At 39.2% G+C, this 21893-nt stretch carries 17 protein-coding genes; 2 read left to right on the top strand and 15 right to left on the bottom strand.

Going from position 1 to position 21893, the window contains the following annotated elements:
• The 14 genes from PQ456_RS05070 to PQ456_RS05005 all read right to left on the bottom strand — a co-directional run bounded on the left by PQ456_RS05070 (position 1) and on the right by PQ456_RS05005 (position 17389).
• Positions 1-924, bottom strand: a complete 924-nt coding sequence (locus tag PQ456_RS05070) for an ABC transporter permease (RefSeq protein ID WP_273615164.1) — start codon at positions 922-924, stop codon at positions 1-3.
• The gene (locus PQ456_RS05065) at positions 924-1973 is read right to left on the bottom strand and encodes an ABC transporter permease (RefSeq protein WP_273615163.1); all 1050 of its coding nucleotides are present in this window, start codon (positions 1971-1973) and stop codon (positions 924-926) included. Before PQ456_RS05065 ends, PQ456_RS05070 begins: the two co-directional genes overlap by 1 nt.
• A complete protein-coding gene (locus PQ456_RS05060) occupies positions 1970-3478 on the bottom strand; it encodes an ABC transporter ATP-binding protein (RefSeq protein ID WP_273615162.1) in 1509 nt (502 codons plus the stop codon). Before PQ456_RS05060 ends, PQ456_RS05065 begins: the two co-directional genes overlap by 4 nt.
• Before the next feature lie 108 nt (positions 3479-3586).
• Positions 3587-4633: a BMP family lipoprotein gene (locus PQ456_RS05055; RefSeq protein ID WP_273615161.1), complete on the bottom strand. Its 1047-nt coding sequence runs from the start codon at positions 4631-4633 to the stop codon at positions 3587-3589.
• 360 nt (positions 4634-4993) lie between these two features.
• Positions 4994-6031 carry a pectinesterase family protein gene (locus PQ456_RS05050; protein WP_273615160.1) on the bottom strand — a complete coding sequence of 346 codons (1038 nt, stop codon included), beginning with the start codon at positions 6029-6031 and terminating at the stop codon, positions 4994-4996.
• A 16-nt stretch (positions 6032-6047) separates the two neighbouring features.
• Complete coding sequence (locus PQ456_RS05045) at positions 6048-7019, bottom strand: LacI family DNA-binding transcriptional regulator (RefSeq protein ID WP_273615159.1); 972 nt, start codon at positions 7017-7019, stop codon at positions 6048-6050.
• A gap of 116 nt (positions 7020-7135) precedes the next feature.
• Entirely contained in the window at positions 7136-8725 is a 1590-nt protein-coding gene (locus tag PQ456_RS05040) for an extracellular solute-binding protein (protein WP_273615158.1), read from the bottom strand.
• 68 nt (positions 8726-8793) lie between these two features.
• Positions 8794-9741, bottom strand: coding sequence for a carbohydrate ABC transporter permease (locus PQ456_RS05035; RefSeq protein ID WP_273615157.1), 948 nt, complete (start codon positions 9739-9741; stop codon positions 8794-8796).
• A 39-nt stretch (positions 9742-9780) separates the two neighbouring features.
• The gene (locus PQ456_RS05030) at positions 9781-10674 is read right to left on the bottom strand and encodes an ABC transporter permease (protein WP_420540661.1); all 894 of its coding nucleotides are present in this window, start codon (positions 10672-10674) and stop codon (positions 9781-9783) included.
• A 328-nt stretch (positions 10675-11002) separates the two neighbouring features.
• Positions 11003-12169, bottom strand: a complete 1167-nt coding sequence (locus PQ456_RS05025) for a pectate lyase family protein (RefSeq protein ID WP_273615155.1) — start codon at positions 12167-12169, stop codon at positions 11003-11005.
• 392 nt (positions 12170-12561) lie between these two features.
• Positions 12562-13890 (bottom strand): AAA family ATPase, encoded by a 1329-nt coding sequence (locus PQ456_RS05020; protein ID WP_273615154.1) that lies wholly within the window; start codon positions 13888-13890, stop codon positions 12562-12564.
• Positions 13891-15324, bottom strand: a complete 1434-nt coding sequence (locus PQ456_RS05015) for an RtcB family protein (protein WP_273615153.1) — start codon at positions 15322-15324, stop codon at positions 13891-13893.
• A 73-nt stretch (positions 15325-15397) separates the two neighbouring features.
• Positions 15398-16204 carry a nucleotidyltransferase domain-containing protein gene (locus PQ456_RS05010; RefSeq protein WP_273615152.1) on the bottom strand — a complete coding sequence of 269 codons (807 nt, stop codon included), beginning with the start codon at positions 16202-16204 and terminating at the stop codon, positions 15398-15400.
• A gap of 1035 nt (positions 16205-17239) precedes the next feature.
• Complete coding sequence (locus PQ456_RS05005) at positions 17240-17389, bottom strand: hypothetical protein (protein ID WP_273615151.1); 150 nt, start codon at positions 17387-17389, stop codon at positions 17240-17242.
• Positions 17390-17724: 335 nt separating this feature from the next.
• Here PQ456_RS05005 and PQ456_RS05000 point away from each other — a divergent pair, with 335 nt between their 5' ends.
• Together PQ456_RS05000 and PQ456_RS04995 are read left to right on the top strand one after the other, a co-directional pair.
• Positions 17725-18450 (top strand): GH12 family glycosyl hydrolase domain-containing protein, encoded by a 726-nt coding sequence (locus tag PQ456_RS05000; RefSeq protein WP_420540660.1) that lies wholly within the window; start codon positions 17725-17727, stop codon positions 18448-18450.
• 168 nt (positions 18451-18618) lie between these two features.
• Complete coding sequence (locus PQ456_RS04995; protein ID WP_273615149.1) at positions 18619-19821, top strand: acyltransferase; 1203 nt, start codon at positions 18619-18621, stop codon at positions 19819-19821.
• A 147-nt stretch (positions 19822-19968) separates the two neighbouring features.
• Here PQ456_RS04995 and PQ456_RS04990 read toward each other — a convergent pair whose 3' ends face one another.
• On the bottom strand, positions 19969-21705 hold the full coding sequence (locus PQ456_RS04990; protein ID WP_273615148.1) for a sensor histidine kinase: 1737 nt from the start codon (positions 21703-21705) through the stop codon (positions 19969-19971).
• Positions 21706-21893 lie beyond the last annotated feature (188 nt).

Below are 21893 nucleotides of genomic sequence, written 5' to 3'. Positions count from 1 at the left end.
TTAACGCGAGCTTCCGTTAGCACGTTGAGCATCTTTAAGATAACTGCGATCTTTGAAAAAGAACATCGCCACCAGTGTCACAATATACGGTAACATCTGTGTAAATTGAGCAGGTAACGCAAAGCCTTGCAGACGAATACTAAAGGCATCCATAAAGCCAAATAGCAAGCTAGAAGCGACCACACCAATCGGATTGGATTGCCCTAACATCGTAGCAACTAAAGCGATAAATCCACGACCTGCGGTCATTCCTTCGGTGAACATCGTGACCTGTCCTAGCGATAATTGTGCTCCTGCCAGACCACATAATACTCCTGACATCAATACTGCTCCATATTGAATACGACGCACAGGAATACCCAGACTTTGAGCAGCTATAGGATTTTCACCTGCGGCACGTAAGCGGAATCCACTGACTGTTTTGAATAGATAGATTTGCATCAGAATCGCTGCAAAAAAAGCTAAATAAACAAGTGGTGAATGACCGGATACGATTCCGCCTAATACCGGAATATCTTTGATAACAGGAATATCCCATTTGGGTAAGCCCATCATATTTTTATCATAATAAGCGCCTTTTACATCGAAGATCGCTCGCAGACAAAAGGTCGTTAATCCTGCCGCTAAAAAGTTCATCGAGATCCCGACAACAATCACATTTGCCCTCAAATTAATACTAATATATGCAAAGATCAGCGAGAATAACATCACACATAAAATAGCAAAAATAATCGCCAACCATACATTGCCAAGCAAGTGATTTCCTAAAATAGCAGAAAAGGCTCCAATCAATACCAGACCTTCTAACCCTACGTTAAACAGTCCAACCCGGGCACAGATCGCTCCACCTAGAGCGGCGAGAAGAATAGGCGTCACAATACGCAACATGGAATTAAATAAAGACACATCGAATAACTGATCCATTATTTCTTCTCCTTTCTGCGTTTGAGGAACGCATAGCCAAATCGTGCCGATACAAATAGTGTCAACACCGCTTGAATCACACTAGCCACCTCTAGCGGTACATTCGTGTTACGTTCTACACCCATCGCACCTGTTTGTAAGGCGGCTAGTAATATTCCTGCTACAGCTGTTCCTAACGGATTAGACGAGGCTAGCAATGTCGCCATAATACCGCTCCATCCATAATCTGCGGAAGCAAGTGCACCGTCCAAATAACGATGCTGTGTACCCAATACTTCGCCAGCACCTGCAAGCCCGGCGAGTGCACCGCTTGTTAACATCGCTACCACCATCATCCGACCTCTTTTCACACCACCATAAGCCGCGAAAAAAGGATTGTTCCCCAGCATCCGAATCTCATAACCAGATACACTTTTTTGAATAAAAATGTACAAAGCAATTGCCGCAACAATCGCTAAAATAAAACCAGCATGTAGACTCATACCGGAAAATAGTTTGGGTAACCAGATACTTTTATCAATCATAGGTGTCTGTGCCATAGCGGCTGAACCACTTTGATCTTTTAACGGAAAAGCAACCATATAGCCTGCAAATAACGAAGCGATATAGTTCAGTAATAATGTCGATATTAAAAGGTTAATACCGAACTTGGCATCCATATACCCTGCGAATAACGACCATAGACCACCAATCGCCATTCCTACGACTAGAGACACGATCAATACCATCCAACCCGGTCCCGGTAAATATAGAGCGGTAATTGCCGCCGCAAGTCCTCCTAATACCATCTGCCCGGTTGAACCCATATTAAAGAATCCCGCGCGGAAAGCCAGAGCGACACCTAGTCCTGTCAAAATAATCGGCGTAGCCCGTGTTAATGTATTGGTTAAAAAGTAAAAGCTTCCGAAAGCACCATTCCACATTTCGCGGTACGTATCAATAACAGAATCGCCTAACAATATAATTGCAATTGCGCCTGCTAGCAATCCAATGATTACCGCTATAATCGGTTGTAGAAGCGCCAAAAGATTTCGTTTCAGTCTGGTCATAGTTTGCGCTTCCCTCCTGCCATCAATAGACTAATCTGTTCTTCGGTCGCTTCTGCCGCAGATAATTCTCCTGCAATGGCACCTTCATACATGACCAGAATCCGATCGGATAATGTAAGAATTTCTGTTAACTCGGAAGAGACTAGCAAAATGCCATCTCCTGCTTTACATTTAGCTAGCAGTTCACCATGAATCGTCTCCATAGCCCCTACATCGACACCCCGTGTAGGCTCGGCTGCAATCAGAAATGGTTTATTTTGAGCAAATTCACGAGCTGCAATTAATTTCTGTAAATTACCACCGGATAGGAATTGTGCTTGCGTATCCAGTGATCCTGTTTTGATTGAAAAGCGCTGTACCCATCCATCTACAACTTTACGAAGTTTGTGACGCTGGATCAGACCACCTTTTTTGTATTGGTGTTGATGCCCCATCAGTCCATTATCTAGCACAGTGGCTTCACGCGAAGCTCCCCACATATAGCGATCTTCTGGAATATGTGCCATTCCTTGTTCACGAATTGCACGTACAGACTCTCCAGTTACATCTTTGCCGTTCAGTTCGACAATGCCACTGTCTGGTTGTACAAGCCCTGATATCACCTGTAGTAATTCAGATTGGCCATTGCCTGAAATGCCTGCAATCCCGACAATCTCACCCTGACGTACCGTTAATGTAATATTGTCCAATAACGGCTTGGCGCCTTTAGCTCCTGCAAGTGTTACATTTTGCACATGCATAACAGAGGCTCCCGGTTCATTAGCAACACGACTCATCGGAATCAGATCACGTCCTACCATCAGACGAGAAATTTGCTCTTCATCAGTTGTATTGGATTCCATATGTCCGGTGACTACACCATCTCGCAATACCGTAATTCGATCTGCCGCTTCCATCACTTCATGTAGCTTATGTGTAATTAAAATAAAGCTTTTGCCCTGCGCCGCTAGACGTTTGATCGACTGTAACAATTCTTTGACTTCACTAGGCGTTAGCACACCTGTAGGCTCATCCAGAATAATCACATCAGCTCCTTGATACAACACTTTCAAAATCTCGGTTCGCTGCTGAATACCTAGCGGACAATCGCCTGCTTTGCGCCACGGATCGACAGGCATTCCATACATTTGCCCCAGTTCGTTCACTTTATCTGCCGCCGCTTTGCGATCAAATAATCCACTTCGCTTTGGCTCTCCACCGATTACGATATTTTCAGCCAGTGTAAAGCTTGGAAATAACATAAAATGTTGATGCACCATGCCAATGCCTTGACGAATCGCTTCGGATGGATCGTGAAAATGAACTTCTTTTCCATTGATCGTAATGCTACCGGAAGTCGGTTCTTCCATGCCATATAACATGCGCATTAAGGTCGTTTTACCTGCACCATTTTCACCGACTAAAGCATGAATTTCACCTTTACGCACATCAAAATTGATATTATGATTCGCCGTAAAATCTCCATACTTTTTGGTTATATTTTTCATTTCTAATAACAACGTCATCGGTATAAACCTCCATTCCAGATTACAATGTACATCAGATAACAACAAAACCGGCTGCTCGGTATAGCAGCCGGTTGATCAACTTGCCGTGCTTATCAATTGTATGTCTTATTTTTGTTCTAACGGGTTTTTGACAACGATTTTGCCAGCGATAATATCATCGCTGATTTTTTTCACTTTATTCACAACTTCTTCTCCGATAAATGGACTAAGCTTCGATGTGCTGTCTGTGGTTACAAAAGTAAGACCTACACCTTTTTCTTTCAATCCATATGCTGTAGTACCGAATTTGAAGTTACCATCTACAAAGTCTTTTACAGTCTCATAAGCAACTGCATCTGTACCTTTTAATTGAGACAATACAACATGATCTGGATCTTCTACAGTGCGATCTGTATCTTGACCAGATGTGTACAAGTTTTTCTCTTTCGCTGCTTCAAATACACCTAGATCACTTGTTGCTGATGCTCCTGCGACAAAGTCAGCACCTTGACCGTATTGTACCAATGCTAATTCTTTCGCTTTAGCTGGATCGTTAAAGCTACCTACATAACCAATTAAAAATTTCGCTTTAGGGTTCACAGATGCTAATCCTTCTTTGAAGCCTTCACTGTATTTTTTAAGCAAAGGTACATCTTGTGCCGCTACCATACCAACAACATTGGTTTTGGTCGCTAGTCCTGCTGCTGCTCCTAATAAATAAGAAGCTTCATATTCACGGAATCCTACGCTACGTACGTTAGGAAGATCAACCGTTGTATCAATAATAGCAAATGATTTGTCTGGATTTTCTTCTGCAACTTGCTTCAACACATCTTCAGCTTGGAACGTTGCTGTAATAATCAGATCATAATCTTCGGCTACTGTTGCACGCATATTTTGTTCAAATGCTGTCGGGTCAGAAGATTGGATTGTTTTTGTCTCTACACCAAACTCTTTACCTGCTTTTTGGAAACCTTCATCCATTTGTACGAAGAACTGATTAACCCCTATTTCTTCTGGAAGAACAAGAGCCATTTTTAACTTTTTACCTGTGCCTTCAGCACTGCTACCATTGGATGCTGATTGTTCGGAATTAGACCTACCAGAACTACATGCTGCTAATAATGCGAACACCATAACCATAGTAATTACGAACATTAAACGCTTCTTCATTCTTTTTTATTCCCCATTCCATCCAAATTTAACGTATGTTTTCACTAATCCTAAGAAATTTGTCGCCTTTTGTCAAACCTTTTTTAGGTAATATGACGAATAAACGATCATTTTATAACAAATTGCTCTTTTATTGCGTCAAATGCGTGCTCAAACTTTTATATTACTTTAATATGGTTAACACCTTTATACAAGGCTTTTTGATTGTTATTCACTTAAAATCCAATCGAAAAAAAGTCCTGAATATTATCATTCAGGACTTTACGTTATACCTTTTAAAGGATTGGGCTTGGTAAAATTATAGTTTTATTAAATGAAGTCGCGCTTCTCCTGCCAAGTATAGATACTATAAATGGTTAATTATTTGGGTACCCAACCATCGTCACCTGCCAAAATATGTTCGACAGTATAATTTTCTGCATCTGTACTATCTAATAAGTAACTCCACGATACTCGATCTTTAATAGAAGCACCTGCACCCTCATTATTATACTCTTGATATACAACCGTAGATTCTGCTTCAGGCTTATTCCAGTTATCCCAACCTGTAGGATGAATATGAGCTCCTATATGACATCTGATCCATGCCACTTTAGCATAATTACGCCACGGTCTACCTAAATAAAAGCTATGTGGTGGTGCATCACTGGTTAACTGGCAATCCAAAAATACATATCCGTATTGCACATCTTCTGGTGTGGAAGCCGCTGTTAACCAGCCATGTATCACTGGTTCATGACTACCCTCCGCATCCTGAGATAAGGTAGACAGACTTTCACGTTTTCTAGCAAAAATTTCACACTCATCAAATACAGCAGTCGCTGAGCCGAAAATAAAATCAATATTTCCTTCTATATAACAGTGCTTATAATATTGCCGTTGATAATGGCGAGGTACACCTTCACGCGGGCCACCAAATGTACTACGATCGATTGGCTGAGGTGGTAATGGACCTGTGAATAATGTATCTTGCTGTCCAATAAACCGACAGTTATAAAAACTAGCTCGATCACTATCCACATACATCGCCAAAGCTTGCCCTACTTGTTCGCCTGCACCTGCGCTGTTGATAAAAGATAGATGTTCTGCTCTAAAATCATCACTACCTACAAATACAGTATAGGAATAAAAAGTATGATAGAGCGATCCGTCAGGAAATGTTTTGCGTGCATAATCATCATACACAATAACAGTAGGTTGATCAGGATCACCGATCAAACGAACAAACGGCTTTTCAATATGAAGCTTTTCGTAATACGTTCCAGCCTGAATATATATAACAGTAGGATATTCACGCTGATGTGGTATCTCATCAATAGCACGCTGGATGCTAGTGTAGTCACCGCTCCCATCCAAAGCAACGGTTACTTCCAATAATGAAGCTGGAATATCCCGCACAGTTCACCCTCCTCACTTATGTAGCTTTGTATGAAGCAACTGATTGACGATGATATAACTGTGGCTGAATAATTACAGGATATTGAACCTCTTCTCCTCGAATTAAAGCCACAATCAATTCAGCCGCTTGAATAGCTAGCTCATCTAATGGTGGTCCAATCGTAGTCAACGCTACTTCTGCATATTGCATATCAGGAAGATCATCATAACCAATTAAAGAAATATCCGATGGTACTTTATAACCCGCTTCCAGCAAAGCACGCAGAGCACCACGTGTGACCATATTGTTCAATCCGATAAAAGCTGTCGGCGATGTGGAAGTCCACTTATAATTCCGAATCGCAAAATACCCATCTTCCCATGAAGAGTATGCCGGTAATATATAATCTTCATTCCATTCCAATCCTGTACGTTGTAATGCTTCACGATAGCCTTCTAGCTTGATCGGTTGAGAATTACCGATAAATCCAATCTCTGTATGTCCATTGTTTTTAAGATGTTCTACCGCTTTGTAAATACCTTCTTTACGGTCAATTTTGATATATGGAGAATTAGGTGAATCATCGGTTCCTAGTACAAAACAAGGGATTTGAATATTGGCAAATCGTTGCCAGAATGCTGCTCGATCGGTCATTTCATAATCCCAGAAAATACATCCGTCTACTCGTAAATGATCTAATACATCCATACCTTCATCAGCCACTACCAAAATCATTTGATACCCTAATTTTTTTAATTCTGCATGAAGATTACCGGATATGTTAGCAAATAACGGATTATTCAGTTCATCCAATACAAATCCGATTATATTACTTCTGCCTGAAGATAACTGTTGTGCCATAATATTTTTGCGATAATGATGCTTTTCCGCTACAGCCAGTACTTTCTCACGTGTCGTGTGTTTGATACGTGGATCATGATTTAATGCTTTGGACACAGTGCTATAGCTAACTCCTGCTAGCTTAGCGATGTCTTTAATAGTAATCATATAACACCTTCTTTTTCGTAAACGATCAGGAGCAGATGGGCAATACTTTGTTCTTCTTCTATTATATAGGTTGAATGAAATATTTCCCAAATCTCTACCCTATAAATAAGATTACATTATTTTTTCTGAGCTGCCAGATAGCGATCATACTGAGCTTGTTTGTTAGCAATAACTTGATCGATATTCATACTTTTGAGAGTACTAAGATAACTATCGAATTGATCTAATCCCAGACTACCACTGACAAATTTGAAATTCATTTCTTCTACATACGTAGTAATATCAGGCATCGCCATACTATCTGTACTCGCTTCTTCTGGAAGAGCATATACAAACGGAAAAGGAGCATGGATATACGGTTCTAATTTTTTGTCTAATTGCGAATGCCATTCCGGAACTAATGCATCAGCAGATTCGGCTGATTGAATATTAGGTAGATTCACAGGCCCAATCCCTAGCTTTTGGATATAATCATTATCTCGACCTTTAGCTGTAAACTGTTTTTTGCCATCTTTGTCGGTATACGTATCATCTTTGATACCCCAAGTGTAATACGTCTGTGCTTCTTCGCTAACAGCATAGTCTAGAAATTTAAAAGCTAATGCAGGATTTTTACTATCTCTTGAAATTCCAAAAATTCCACTGACAGGCGTACGCCCAATATAAAATTGATCTCCATTCGGCCCTTTAAGTGGTAAAATTCCTTTGAATATAGGTTCTTTTGGATTGTAATCTTTAAATAATGGACTATAGACCATCGACATATACCAGCTAAAATTAAACGTAGCTCCGGTTACATTTTGTGAAATTCTTGAAGTCACCTGATCGCTGGTCGTACTTGCATAATCGACACCTAATAATCCTTCTTTGTATAGACTGTTCAGGTAAGTTAAGTATTGCTTGTAAGCAGGTTCATTATAACTAAAATGCACTTTTCCTTGATCATCTGCATAAAATTGATTCGACAAATCTATTCCAAATACAGGGCCAAATGCCATTTCTAAAAACTTGGGTTCCATCGACATTGGAATCTCGTCTGCTTTGCCATTTTGATTCGGATCTTTTGTTTTGAATTGACGTAACATCTCTGTAAATTCATCTAGAGTTGTCGGTTCTTGCAGACCTAGAGTTTTTAGCCAGCGTTCATTAACCATAAATACAGGCATATAGTTTTTGGTAAGTGTCTGCTGGGGTACATAATACATTTTACCATTAGGCGTAGTTAGACTGGCTTTGACATCAGGAGATTGCTCATAGATTGTTTTCAAATTCACTCCGTATTTTTCGTACAGTTCATCGATCGGAATCACAATACCACTATTGATATATTTCATTAATTGATCTTGATCAGGCATATAAATAATATCTGGTAAGTCTACTCCTGCGGCAAGTCTTGGATTAACAGCATCAGCATAGTTTTGAGGCGGAATCAGATCCCAATTCACTTTAATACCGGCATTATCTGTAATTTGCTGTACGATCTTAGCATGAGCCAAATCCACATTGGTTGTCCAAGCATTGGTCGCAAGTACAGACAATTCGGCATCTTTGATCGCTGTCACAGGTCCTTTCCCTGTATATGTAAAGTTCGGCTCCGCTTCGACCGCTGCACTTGTCTGTGATCCATTGCTTCCACTGTTACAACCTGCCAGACTTGCTGCTAACATTGTGACCAATACCAGTTTGCTTACTTTTTTGGCTTTCATCCTGCTTGCCCCCTTTATGATCATACCAAACTCACATATTCCATCGAATCTCGCATATCACTAGCCGCTTATCCTTTTACCGCACCCAACGTAATTCCTTTGACAAAATAACGTTGAATAAAAGGATAGATCGTTACAATTGGCAAAATGCTCACTACAATAGAAACATAACGTACCTGTAATGTAGATACTGCTAACGCACTGGTAGACATTGATCCGCCCATTTTCTGCATCACTTCAGGCGAAGCCATAATTAACACTCTGCGTAAAAACATCTGTAGCGGTTGCAAATCCTGTTGCCCCAGATACAGGAGAGCCGAGAAAAAGTTATTCCAGTGATAGACTGCATAATATAGAGTCAATACAGCCAGTGTAGGCTTAATGATCGGAATTGCTAATTTAAATAACATAGTAATATCGTTTGCTCCATCAATGTTAGCGCTCTCAAATATTTCATTCGGTATGCCTTCAAAAGCAGATCGACAGATCATGACATTAAATGTAATCACCAGCACAGGTAACACCATAGCCCAGCGTGTATTGTATAACCCTAACGAAGTAATTAACATATACACAGGGATCAATCCACCGGAAAAGTACATTGTAAACGCGATAAAAAAATTCAATTTGCGACGTAAAAAAAATCGAGGTCTGGATAAAGGAAATGCCGCCAAACAGGTAAATAAAATATTGAGTACAGTCCCTACAACCGTATACCAGAGTGTATTGTAAAAGGAGACCCACAGCTCTTGATACTGCAACACCATTTTGTAACCAGACAATGTAAAGCCTACCGGAAATAAAATGACTTTCTGCTGATCAATCGCTTCTACAGAACTAAATGAAATACTCAGTACATACAAGAATGGATAGAAAGTCACTATAATCGCCACAATCGTCATAACATAAATCAATCCATAAAATGTACGATCGCTTAATGATTTTTTAGGTGTAAATGTATCGCTGTTGATCTTCACATACGACCGATGCGGACTTTCGAGCATAGATTTTTTCATGTGCGTCTCCTTTAGGTACTCTGGCTACCATGTACAAAACTACCAGAGAGACATATTAGTCATACGTCTTGTTATCCGGTTCACTGTGAACACAAGCACAAATGTAATAATAGAATTAAACAAACCGACCGCTGTCGCAAATCCATAATTTTGCCCTTCTATACCCATACGATATACATAGGTGGATAATACATCTGCTGTCTCATAGGTTGCACCGTTGTAGAGTAAATATACTTTTTCAAACCCGACACTCATAATCCCACCCAGAGATAACAGCAATAAAATAACAATCGTAGGCTTGATACTTGGTAATGTCAGATGCCATAATTCTTGAAATTTGCTAACACCATCAATTTTGCCGGAATCATACATTTCAGGATCGATGCTCATAATAGCAGCGATATAGATAATAGAGCTAAACCCAAAACTTTGCCAGATTTCAGAACTGGTAAAAATCGTTCGAAACCAACCTGCTTCCATCATAAAATTCACTTTTTCAAAACCGAATCTTGCTAACAATGTATTCACAATTCCATCAGCTGGGGATAAAAAATTGATTAACATACCGGCAACGACGACTGTAGATATAAAATGAGGTAAATACGTAATCGTTTGAGCAAATCGTTTAAACACTTGATTTTTGATCTCAACAATACATACCGCGAATAAAATAGGAATACCGAATCCAAAAAGTAGAGGTAAAAAAGCGAGTAAAAACGTATTGCGTAACAACCGCCAGAAGTAAATAGAGTGAACAAATTGAGCAAACCATTGCAACCCTACCCAGTCTCCACCGAAAATGCCATGTCCTGGCGTAAAATTTTTGAAAGCAATCAGTACACCGGGCATAGGAATATACATAAAAATCACATAATACACAAAAACAGGTGCAAACATAATCAACAAGTACTTATCCCGCTTGACCAATTTCATAAATGAGATTGCTTTTTGACCCACTACAGACCACTCCCTTTCACTACTTTCATCGGTATATCTTTGAATAGTTTACTAAATTACAACGTTGTAATTTTGATATAAAAATAAAAGGATAAGCAAAATATAAAGTGATGGTGTTCTATATTCTCATTTTAAAAGCAATAGATTCAGCACAATTATTCTTTTTATTTTGCATTATCCTTTTCACTTTTTGTAATTACAACGTTGTAAATTTATTATTTATGAATACGCTTACATTCATTTTTGTTTATTCTAGCAGACTCTTCTGTTTTTGACAATCATTCTCTTATGAATTACCTGCTTGTTATTTAGGGCCTGCATTCGCTTGTACTAGATTCGGTACATTGGCTGCCGGGTCTAACGAATAACTATACGGGAATGACGTTCCACCTGGAAATGCTGCTCCTGTGGCCGATGTTCCTGTAACTGCATTATACACATTGTTACGTTCATAAAATTTATAAGCATCTCCATTACTGTCTAGACCAATTTGATGGCTGTTATTGGTTTTGTAAAAATAGTTATTTTCCGAAAAAATATTACCTCCACTACCAATCTGTGCTGCATTATATTGTTGTTGTGAATAACCTTGTGCATTATTGCCTGATGGTGTTGTACTGTTATCAAAGTAGTTATCATACATATGCACATATCCACGTAACAATGGACGTCCTTTTAGATTAGGGCCGAACCAGTTGTGATGCATAGTCACATGTAATTTGCCACCACCATAAGTATACGAATCATTTTTGTTAGAGCCGATAATCAATGCCAACCGTTCAGAAGCCAAATCTTGATTGCTTCCTACCCAGTTCCAGATTGGATTAGGATTCATTTTTAACCAGCTATCTGTAAAATAAAAGTGACTGTTTGACAAAGTCGCATAATCAGAACCTTGCGAGATCACAAATAAATCATCGCTGATATTATACATAGTGACATGATCTACCAAAATATTGCTTGTGCGGCGGAAAGAGACTCCCAAATAGTTGGTGCCTATCCCACCGGGCTGTGTATCTGCTCCACTTAGGTTTTGCAAATCTTTAATATTTCCGTAGAACGTAATATTTTTGATCACTACATTTTCGATATTTGTTCCTGCTGGAAGATTTTCGCCACTAAATTTTAACTGAATATTTTGTAATACTGCTCCTCCACCGCTTGCCCCTTCGATCGTTGTATTATTCCAATTGGTTGTAGCAAACGTAAGTGTTAATGGCTTGGCTCCACCATAAATATTGCCTTTGATCACAATATGATGTTTACCTGCATTAAATGCATTTTTCAACTCAGCAAGTGTCGTTACTGTTATAGCGGCTTCATTTGAACCTGTTGTAGTAGCATATCCACCTGTTGATGCTGCATGTGTATAACTCATTGTGAGTCCCGGAAACAACAATGTGGATAACATGATTACACTAAGGAAAGACATCGTCATCCCTGCGAAAGATGTTTTACTTCTTTTGATCATTGTATACCCTCCTGAATGATTATATTGTGATCGCTCTACCCTTTAGATTCCCAAGCCTTTTACTGAACGATACTCCTTTCTATCGCTAATCTTCTGTTACTGTTTTGCGATGTATCCAATTATATATTTCTATGTATTTTTATTCCATATACGATTAACGATGTATTTTATGATTCTATTTTCATATCGCATCTAATAAGAAATAGATTATTTAATCTAATAATTACATATAATAATACCGAAAATTTCATATTTTTCTATTTAGTAGTAAATCATATATATTACTTTTGCTAAGCACACAAAAAAAGGACTAGAAAAGTAAAAAACTCTACTTTTCCAATCCTTTTATAAAACAATCATTAGAGAACGTTATTACGATCATCATAGGCTACTTAGAAATGAAAACCGACTCGACCTTCACCATTATGAAGCCATACACCTTTGCGACTTTTATCCAATTCACCGCGAAGTCCTTGAATCAATTCTTTCATATCCAATTGACCATCTTCATGCCAGTGCAATGCTGCCGAGATATACAATTCGCCCAGTTGAGCAAAAGTAAATCCTTCTGTTAACTTGGCTGTTTCCTGCACTATATCGTCTCCTGCAAATTCATGCAGACGTTTGCGATAAAAGAATTCTGCACGTAATTTCTCATCAGGCAAAATAATCTCATAAGCGCGATCAAAACGTCCCGCACGATTCATCAAACCGGGATCGATTTTTTCAGGATAGTTAGTCGTTCCGATCAAAAATACACCTTCTTTGGAAGTCGCTCCATCCAATGTATTCAAAAAGAACGAACGTGCATCTTTGGGCATCGAGTCGATATCTTCGATCACAAGCACCATCGGGGTCATACGCACAGCCGCATCGAACACTTCTTCGATCGATTCACTGCTTGTATACTCTGTAATCTGCCAGTACGCGACAGGTCCCGGTACACTACCAGCAATCGATTTTACCAGTGTTGTTTTACCATTACCGGGATGCCCGTATAGTAAAATACCACGTTTATACGGAATATCATACGTTTTGTAAAAAGAACGATCTTCTGCAAAAAAGCGATCTAACGAACGATAAATATCTTGTTTGATCTCTGGAGCCATAATCACATCATCGCGTGAAACGGCACGACTCACCGGTTCCATTTGGCGATTGATGCCATGACGTGTATCTGTAAACACCGTCACACGACGCAAACTTTGCTCCCGCTGACGTACACGCACATCCCCTAGAAATTTCAATAACGATTCATCACTTGTTGCAAAAACAAGATCTTCACTGCTGACTCCATGCGGACGGAATACCGGCATACGTGCCAATGCTACACCTGCTTGCGCATACGCAAATACATTATTCATCACTGAAGGATGTACACAATAATCAGGTTCTGTACGATCTCCATCATAGACAAAAGTACGTTCTTCCAATCGATCATAGATACGAATAACATGCTCTACATCGGTGCTACTATGACGCAAATCTTCGTCAAGTAATTCCCAATATTCGGTATTCGGATCACTGCTGGAATATAATTTATAAGTCACTCCATAACGCGCTGTTAACGATTCTTCAATTCCTTTAATCACCCGAGCATAATCTGCATATTCGGTAGGTAATTTCTGTTCATCTTTTGTATAAATCACAATCGCTTCAGGAGTGTTTTCACTATCGATCGGTTCCACGTTAGTATGACTTGTCTGAAAAAGTGAATCCATTCATTTAGCCCCCTTGATTGCCGCAAGCGGCTTACATTTAGCGACTACAGAAGCAAGTCCTGCTCCTGTAACACTTTCAATAATCTGATCTACATCTTTATATGCTTGTGGTGACTCATCTAATATCGATTCCAGTGAACGCTGATTAACGACGATCTCATCGGCTGTACCGACTTGAAGCGAACTGGCAAATTGATCGACAGTCACTAATTTTTTGGTCGCTGACCGAGAACGTGCACGTCCTGCACCATGACAGATCGAATAATAGTTATCGTATCCACCGGGCTGCCCTACCATAATATACGATGAAGTGCCCATCGAACCTGGGATCAATGCGGGATGACCTGTAGCGAGATAAGGCTTCGGATTACCTGCATGACCAGCTGGAAGAGCACGAGTGGCTCCTTTACGATGAATAAATACAGCTCCTTCTTCACGCTCTTCTGCCCACGCATAATTGTGCATTAGATCATACAATGTACGCATTTCACAGGAACGACCGAATACATCACGGAACGCTTCACGAATACTATAAGCGATCAGATGACGATTCACTGTAGCATAGTTCAGCGCCGAATACATCATATTCACATAATACTGACCTTCAGGATGAGATAAAGGTAGAAAAGCCAGTCTAGGATCAGCTGTTCCTAATCCCAATCGTTGCATCTGAGAAAGCATCACACGATTGCTTTCCTGACTAACACTTCCGCCCCATGAACGTGAGCCAGAATGAATCATCACAACAATTTGTCCGTCACTCATGCCCCATGCTTCAGCGATATGACGGTTTTCTTCATCAATTTCAAGCGCCTGAATCTCTGCAAAGTGATTGCCACCACCAAGTGTGCCTAGTTGACGATGCGCTCTACCCCATGTCTGATCTCGAACACCATTTAACACTTCTTCATCAAAAGAAAAACGGCTTTCTTCTACATGAGTCAGAGATGTCGATTTTTTCGGTGTATAGCTATCCGGTACATATTTGCCCGGTAGACCATGTAATCCTTTGCGTACGACATGTTCTAATCGTAAATCTGCAAAATGTCCTCGTTGCTGGGATTCCATCGGTAAATATTTTTCGATAGCTTTGACTAATTTACGGCGTAATTTTACATCTTGCAGATCATCCCGATGCAAATTCGTCAGATGAACACGCATACCACAGCCGATATCGCTACCTACGATCGAAGGCGATACATAACCAGCACTTGCATCCCAGACCGCAGTTGTGCCAATACATGTGCCGATGCCCACATGCACATCAGGTGTATATCCCATATACTGAATACCCGGGATTTGTAAATTATTATTAGCCATATTAAATACTTTATAATCCAATCCTGCAAATAATTCTGGATTGGCATAGACATGTACACTTCCCGCAGGAAGTTTTACTTCATGAATATAAGAAGATGATATTGGAGTACTCATAATCGGTAAAACCTCTTTCAATTCAGCCCCTCTATGTTTAGAGAGGCTTCTTTATTATTGTAAACGAGTCTGCTTACAAAAGCGAAACTTCGTTTGGATACGCATATTGCAGTGTTTCCCGAAACAACTGATCTAATAGCTCATCTTGCAGTTGTTCAGAAGTAGGCATATGCACGACTTGTTGTTCTAAAATATCGATCATATCGGTTAAAAAGTTCTGGATCGATGGAATCTGTTGTTCTAAATGAAATTCTTCGCCTGCTTTTTTACGAGTCAGTAGTTGATCGATATCACTACGAAGTTGCCCCGGTGGCAACATTTCGTCAATCAACTCATCAAAGCTTACCGGTGGCATCGTTCCTTTTTCATCGATCCACAGACAAGCCAGTATCGGACGCAAAACGTAAAAATACTTTTTGATTTTGACGGTATCGCCTTGCAAGTAACCACGGAAGTTCCCTTTCGCCATATGCAGGTAATGATACATGCACGAACGAGGAGAAAAATGGTTTGGTGATACGTTTCGAATTCGCTCAGCAAGTGAACCATTTTCAGCATATAGAATAGGGGAATGTAACCATTCCAATAATGGTGGATTGGATTTGCGGAACAAATTCAGTGCTTTACGCAAGTCCCAACCGTTAATATCTAACTGCTCATTAATCGGGTATTCGATAACGTCGCGCCTGTTGAAAATCGACAAATACCATTCTGGAGGATGAACATAAATAAAGCGCACATCATAGTCGCTATCTTGAGAAGGAAATCCCCATGCGCGACTACCGGATTCGCAAGCATATAAAATACGAACTTGTTGTTCTTGTTCAATACGTTTTAATTCAGTCTGAATGATAGAAGTCATGGCTTGAGTAACGGGCATGATCGATCACTCCTTTCATATGAAGGGGATGGGTGAAAATTCACTTTACGTTTTTTTGGATTAGACAATGACCGCTACAGAAATAAAATGGTTCTTGTCGTCGCTGTTGAAATGGAATCCCTTGATAATGGTAAGATATTTTGCTTTGCAAAAATCATAGTTTCATTTGAATGTATAGCGCTTTTATTGCCAAGCGCTTAAGGCGAGCGCTGCGCTCTTTCAGAATCCATTTTATTTCTTTCGCTCTGTGCTGGATGGTACTTTTTCTTTTAGGTAAAAACGATAAGTTAAAGAGTTATTTATTTTCTCCTTTTGGAGGAGATGCAGCAATTAGATTACTGCTTTGATGGGTGGTTATTTTGATTTTGTAATTTGTATTTGTGTTTTATCTTTTCATTTTTATTGATGTTTGGTGTTTGGATATCAGTGTTGTGTTGATGAATATCAGTGAGCTACAAATATCCTTTTTTTATAATTGCTTGTTCTATAATTTCTTGCTTATGATATTTTTTGACGATCTTATTTTTAATTTATTTGCTGATATGGAATAGTGCATTTTAAGCTTGTTATTCGATTTATAGTTATCGTCTATAGCTATTAGTTCTATATGTTGAAAAGGTTCATTTGAATTGAATATGTCTGTTAGAGATATATTTCATTAGTAAGACGTATTCAATATTGAAATGGTTTTATTTCATGATTTTGATTTATTTGGGTTACATTAATATGTTGTACTTAGTGATTTACACTGATTAGAAAAAGGTATTAAAATCCTTTTTATAAACTTTATGGATGTTAAAGACATAAAAAAGCCGCGGACCCCTGTATACGGTCTGCGGCTGGTGGTTTATGAGGCAAATAGGTGTAACGGCACTATTTGCTATCCAATAAACCCTGCATATTTAATTCGGTGCCTAATTTGATCATGGCACAGATTGAACTGGAAATTATTTAGCTAGTTAGCATTGAATATACACAATTATGTATAAAGTAACTGTTCCAATATAAACTAAGCTTTTATTTCCGTATTGCAGTTTATGTCGTCCGTAAGAGATTGAAGAACATGAAGCAAGTGTATGAAGTTTTCAAGCAGCAGTTGATATTACGTTCATCTTGTAATCCTAGATCAATATGCTGATCCGGCTGATACGGGTTCTGAATATTCATATCGTTGCGTAAAATCATGTCCTTCAACCTCCTTCCTTGTTTATAATATAGCCATCATACTCGGTATATTTTGACATTGTCAATTCCATATTTGGAAAATAGGTCTATAGACACAAGCTTTTCAGGGTTATATAAAGACCTATTTTGGTACAAAAATAACGCATTTCAACATATTTATATGACATATCATTATAGTCGGAAATGGTTATAATTCCATAAAATGACTGGTATAATCGGGTCAGTGTACAGCACACTAATCCCATTATTCAAGGAGGACATTTATGGTTACTCAATGGATTCGTCATCGTCTAGGGTCTCGTTTTTTGGTATTCACGGTTGTATTATCTTTGGTTATGGTTTTACCGCTTCAGGCTTCAGCCGCTTCCTCATCTACAGCCTATGATAAGCTCAATTTTGCTAACAATAAGTACTATGTATTTAACAATGTGTGGGGTCAGGATACGGTTCAAGGATGGTGGCAAACAGTCTATCATAACAGTGATACCGATCTAGGCTGGGTATGGCACTGGCCAAGCACTACATCTTCTGTCAAAGCGTATCCATCACTTGTTAGCGGATGGCATTGGACAGAAGGATATACACCGGGTAGTGGTTTCCCTACTCGACTTTCCGACAATAAAAATATCAATACCAATGTAGCGTATTCTATCAAAGCAGACGGAACGTATAACGCGGCTTATGATATCTGGTTCCACAATACGAACAAAGCTAGTTGGGATTCTACACCTACCGATGAAGTAATGATCTGGTTGAATAATACGAATGCAGGACCACTTGGTTCTTATGTTGAGACCGTCACGATCGGCGGCAGTAGCTGGAAAGTACACAAAGGTTGGCTTGATGCTGGGAATGGCAAAGGATGGAATGTATTCTCTTTTGTACGTACTTCTAATGTCTCTAGTGCTTCATTGAATGTGAAAAACTTTACCGACTATCTGGTAAACAGCAAAAAATGGATGGCAAATACGAAATATGTAAGTAGTGTTGAATTTGGTACAGAAATATTCGGTGGCGATGGTCAAATTAATTTTTCGAAATGGAATGTAGCGGTACAATAACATTCGATTACCATATACTTCAAAGACCTTCCTTTTCTTTCAAGGAAGGTCTTTTTTTAGTCGACATCTGTTGATAATAAAACAAATATAATTCATCTTCTATTAACAATTGTCTGATATACTGCTTTACTAGTGTAAAGAATGGTTATGGATGATTGAGGTGAATATATGTCTAGAGAACGGATCAATGAATGGGCATTGCTACGTGGGTTTGCCTTTTTGGCGGTCGTGATGCAACATTCGATTGGTGAATATATTTATCGAAGTGGCAGTATACAAGCTGATTCGATAATGTTAGGTATGCTTTATCATTTTACACGATTTGGTACGTTAACGTTTGTCTTTTTAGCCGGGGCTATTTTATTTTATCAATATGGAGATGGACGCAAATACCGTTCGGTTATCTTTAGACGGATTGGCGATATCTATGTTCCTTTTGTTGTATGGACAATCATTTACTGGATCGTCATGCAGTGGATATTTAACGCGCCATTGCTTCGAGCAGATAGTTTGCAAGATATTGTACAGCAATTATTCGCACCTACCAATGGATATCATCTCTGGTTTGTGATTATGATTTTTCAATTTTATCTGTTATTCCCACTTTTCCGCTGGCTTGGTAAGCAATTTCAAACACGATTATTGGAAAATCGCTCACCACACGAGCAAAAGCGACATATCGTTATTATGTTAATCGTCATCGGAATCATCTATGGCTGGTTAATGTGGTTATGTTATTATGCTATGCCTACGTGGAATGTACAGGGGATCTGGAAAATTATTTTAGATCATCGTACTAGCGAATTTATCTTTTATTTTTTTTATTTTGTCTTGGGTGGAATCTGTGGTTCTGCAATTCAGCGTTGGAGAGCGATGATCATCAAAATACTGCCCTGGACGGCTGTATCATTTTTGATTATGTATATCTGGTTAGGTTATGATCTGTTACGCTTTGATCCTGTAGCTATTAATCTAAATGTATCGACATATCTCAAACCGACTACCTTTTTGGCAGTCGTGAGTCATATGTTGTTGATGTACGGATTAGCTTTGTACCTTGTAGAACGAAAAGGTGTCATGGTTCGCTTTCTTCAGTGGTGTGGACGTTACTCCTTTGGTGGTTATCTATCTCATGCCCTGATATTGATGGGCGTGTCTTACTTTACCCGCCAGATCACAACGCCTGGACTGAATCTTGTGCTCACAATCCTTACCTTTATGATTGTAGCTCCTACAGCTATCGCACTAACGAGCGGACTCTCTCGCTTACCGGGAGGACAATGGTTAACCGGATCAGCAGGCAAAAAAGGGAAACATTCGATACGCACTCATGCTTCCAGACCACAATCCACATTGCCTCAAGATTCTTAAAATAAATAAAACCGCTATGTTCTCTTGTGACAGAGAATGTAGCGGTTTTATTTGTGCTGTTATCAGCTTATCTCCATATGTTACGAACATATAGAGCATGATTATAAAGATTCACTTGATCCACGTCTTGCATGGCATACTTTAGAATTAAAGTGGTAAACGAACAGAGAACTCTGTCCATTCTTCATCACTTTCAACCCGAATAATACCCCGATGTTTGGACAAAATTTTCTGTACTATCGCCAGACCTAACCCTGAATTTTTGCGATTAAGCGGCTTAGTACTAAATCCTGCTTCGAAAATTTGTTGTTTTAATTTTTCGGGAATCGGATTGCCATTATTTCCAACTGTGAAGGTTAACTGTTCTCCGCGAACACGTCCGGTCACTTTGACCATTTTATCCGGTTTGTCGGTTTCGCTCACAGCATCAAAAGCATTATCAATTAGATTACTAACAATCTTAACCAGTTCTGTCGATTTCACTGTCCCAAATTGAACCGATTTGAGATTACTGATATCATATTCGAACTTGATTCGACGGTCATACGCTTGTGTGGTTTTGGCTTGAATCAATGCAGATAATGCAGGCAGATTGATATTGATAATCTGATTCATCGCAATCGATTCCCCTACCAGTTCAGCGGTATACGTCGATAAGTCGTCATATTTTTTCATTTTCACCAATAATTGAATCGTATTCACATGGTTGTTGAAATCATGACGTTGTTCTTTGATCGAGTTAAAAAGGGCGTCTATATTTTCCAAATAGACATTTTGCACACTTTGCGCTGCTGCTTCGGTGCGACGATTCAGAATAGTGATCAATCCTAATACCAACGCAATAATAGCGATTGAACAAGCAGAAATCGTCAGTGTTAATCGGATCAATTGTTCATTAAGTGTCTGCTGAACTTCTGTCAAATCCGATACGACCGTTATAATAGCAGGATACGTTAACTCTACCGGTATAAACGTTTTGAGCACAGGGACATTATCAAATTCATCTGTAATGGATATGGTATTCCCTGATTTATTAACTTGCTTAATATTTGTTTTGTCGGTAGCACTCTTATAAGAGTAATCGTTATACAATGTCTCATTATCAGAGTACCAGATCACACCATGCGAATTGAATTGATTCGCTTGATCGAGAAAGATAGGCGGATTAAAAATAGCAATCCCTAATGTCTGACGACTACGCTCACCATTCAGGATTTCACGAATAATCGCTTCTACGCCTGTTTTTTCTTGAAATTCTCGCACAGACTTATCATTCGTATAGACATTTATCACATAATTCGTTTTGCCATCGTAGTAATAACCCCACTTTTCACCAGCAGAGTTAGCATTATCTACTTTGGAGATCATAGGCGCTCCCCAATAATCAGGTAGCTTCTGTCCAATATCAACAGTAGGCGTTTTGCGAGCAAGCAATTCTTGAACCGCTTTAAGCCAATCTGCTCGCCATTCTTCTTTCACCGATAATTCATTAGGGTCTGAAGAACGTATAGGAACAATATTATTACCTGAAGGAGCTAACAGTGTAATCCGATCTACACCTACTTCTTTGCTCACTTCAGCAAGTTGTTGATTGGTAACTTCATTCATGTCTGACCCAATCTTAGACTGTGCAGCTTGAGCTGCCATTCTCAGGTTCTCGCCTATCAAGTCCTCTACAAAAGCTTCTCCACTTTGAGATAATTTGATAGATGATCTAATCTGATCAGTGATTGCACGCATATTTTGTTCTTGGACCGAAATCAATGCTTTTCGTGTTGTTACATAATAGGTAGTATTCACAATAATCAACACAACTGTCATAACAGCCAAAATATATACAGTCACCGGAAAAGGTTTGGGTACCAGGCTCTTACGTTGTTTCATTTTAGGAAATTAACCCCCATCTATATCAGCCGCACTTGCTCCATGCCTTTTAGCCGTATTAAAAATCTAAATGCCCGAATATCGACAAAATTCGATTCTTTTTTTAGTATCATACCATGAACCGCATAGGACTACACCTTATTTCCACAAAACCGGACTATTAATTTATGGAAAAGATACCTTTATTT

The organism is Paenibacillus kyungheensis, assembly GCF_028606985.1.
GTDB lineage: Bacteria > Bacillota > Bacilli > Paenibacillales > Paenibacillaceae > Saccharibacillus > Saccharibacillus kyungheensis.
The sequence above is the reverse complement of the archived record's forward strand: the minus strand, read 5'-3'. Positions and strand labels throughout refer to the sequence as shown.

What these genes read in the sequence shown, in the direction of transcription:
- PQ456_RS05040 (WP_273615158.1), bottom strand. Translation starts at nt 8,725, where the DNA reads ATGAAAGCCAAAAAAGTAAGCAAACTGGTATTGGTCACAATGTTAGCA.
- PQ456_RS05010 (WP_273615152.1), bottom strand. Translation starts at nt 16,204, where the DNA reads ATGCCCGTTACTCAAGCCATGACTTCTATCATTCAGACTGAATTAAAA.
- PQ456_RS05015 (WP_273615153.1), bottom strand. Translation starts at nt 15,324, where the DNA reads ATGAGTACTCCAATATCATCTTCTTATATTCATGAAGTAAAACTTCCT.
- PQ456_RS04995 (WP_273615149.1), top strand. Translation starts at nt 18,619, where the DNA reads ATGTCTAGAGAACGGATCAATGAATGGGCATTGCTACGTGGGTTTGCC.
- PQ456_RS05000 (WP_420540660.1), top strand. Translation starts at nt 17,725, where the DNA reads ATGGTTTTACCGCTTCAGGCTTCAGCCGCTTCCTCATCTACAGCCTAT.
- PQ456_RS05030 (WP_420540661.1), bottom strand. Translation starts at nt 10,674, where the DNA reads ATGAAATTGGTCAAGCGGGATAAGTACTTGTTGATTATGTTTGCACCT.
- PQ456_RS05025 (WP_273615155.1), bottom strand. Translation starts at nt 12,169, where the DNA reads ATGATCAAAAGAAGTAAAACATCTTTCGCAGGGATGACGATGTCTTTC.
- PQ456_RS05035 (WP_273615157.1), bottom strand. Translation starts at nt 9,741, where the DNA reads ATGAAAAAATCTATGCTCGAAAGTCCGCATCGGTCGTATGTGAAGATC.
- PQ456_RS05060 (WP_273615162.1), bottom strand. Translation starts at nt 3,478, where the DNA reads ATGACGTTGTTATTAGAAATGAAAAATATAACCAAAAAGTATGGAGAT.
- PQ456_RS04990 (WP_273615148.1), bottom strand. Translation starts at nt 21,705, where the DNA reads ATGAAACAACGTAAGAGCCTGGTACCCAAACCTTTTCCGGTGACTGTA.
- PQ456_RS05020 (WP_273615154.1), bottom strand. Translation starts at nt 13,890, where the DNA reads ATGGATTCACTTTTTCAGACAAGTCATACTAACGTGGAACCGATCGAT.
- PQ456_RS05070 (WP_273615164.1), bottom strand. Translation starts at nt 924, where the DNA reads ATGGATCAGTTATTCGATGTGTCTTTATTTAATTCCATGTTGCGTATT.
- PQ456_RS05045 (WP_273615159.1), bottom strand. Translation starts at nt 7,019, where the DNA reads ATGATTACTATTAAAGACATCGCTAAGCTAGCAGGAGTTAGCTATAGC.
- PQ456_RS05005 (WP_273615151.1), bottom strand. Translation starts at nt 17,389, where the DNA reads ATGATTTTACGCAACGATATGAATATTCAGAACCCGTATCAGCCGGAT.
- PQ456_RS05055 (WP_273615161.1), bottom strand. Translation starts at nt 4,633, where the DNA reads ATGAAGAAGCGTTTAATGTTCGTAATTACTATGGTTATGGTGTTCGCA.
- PQ456_RS05065 (WP_273615163.1), bottom strand. Translation starts at nt 1,973, where the DNA reads ATGACCAGACTGAAACGAAATCTTTTGGCGCTTCTACAACCGATTATA.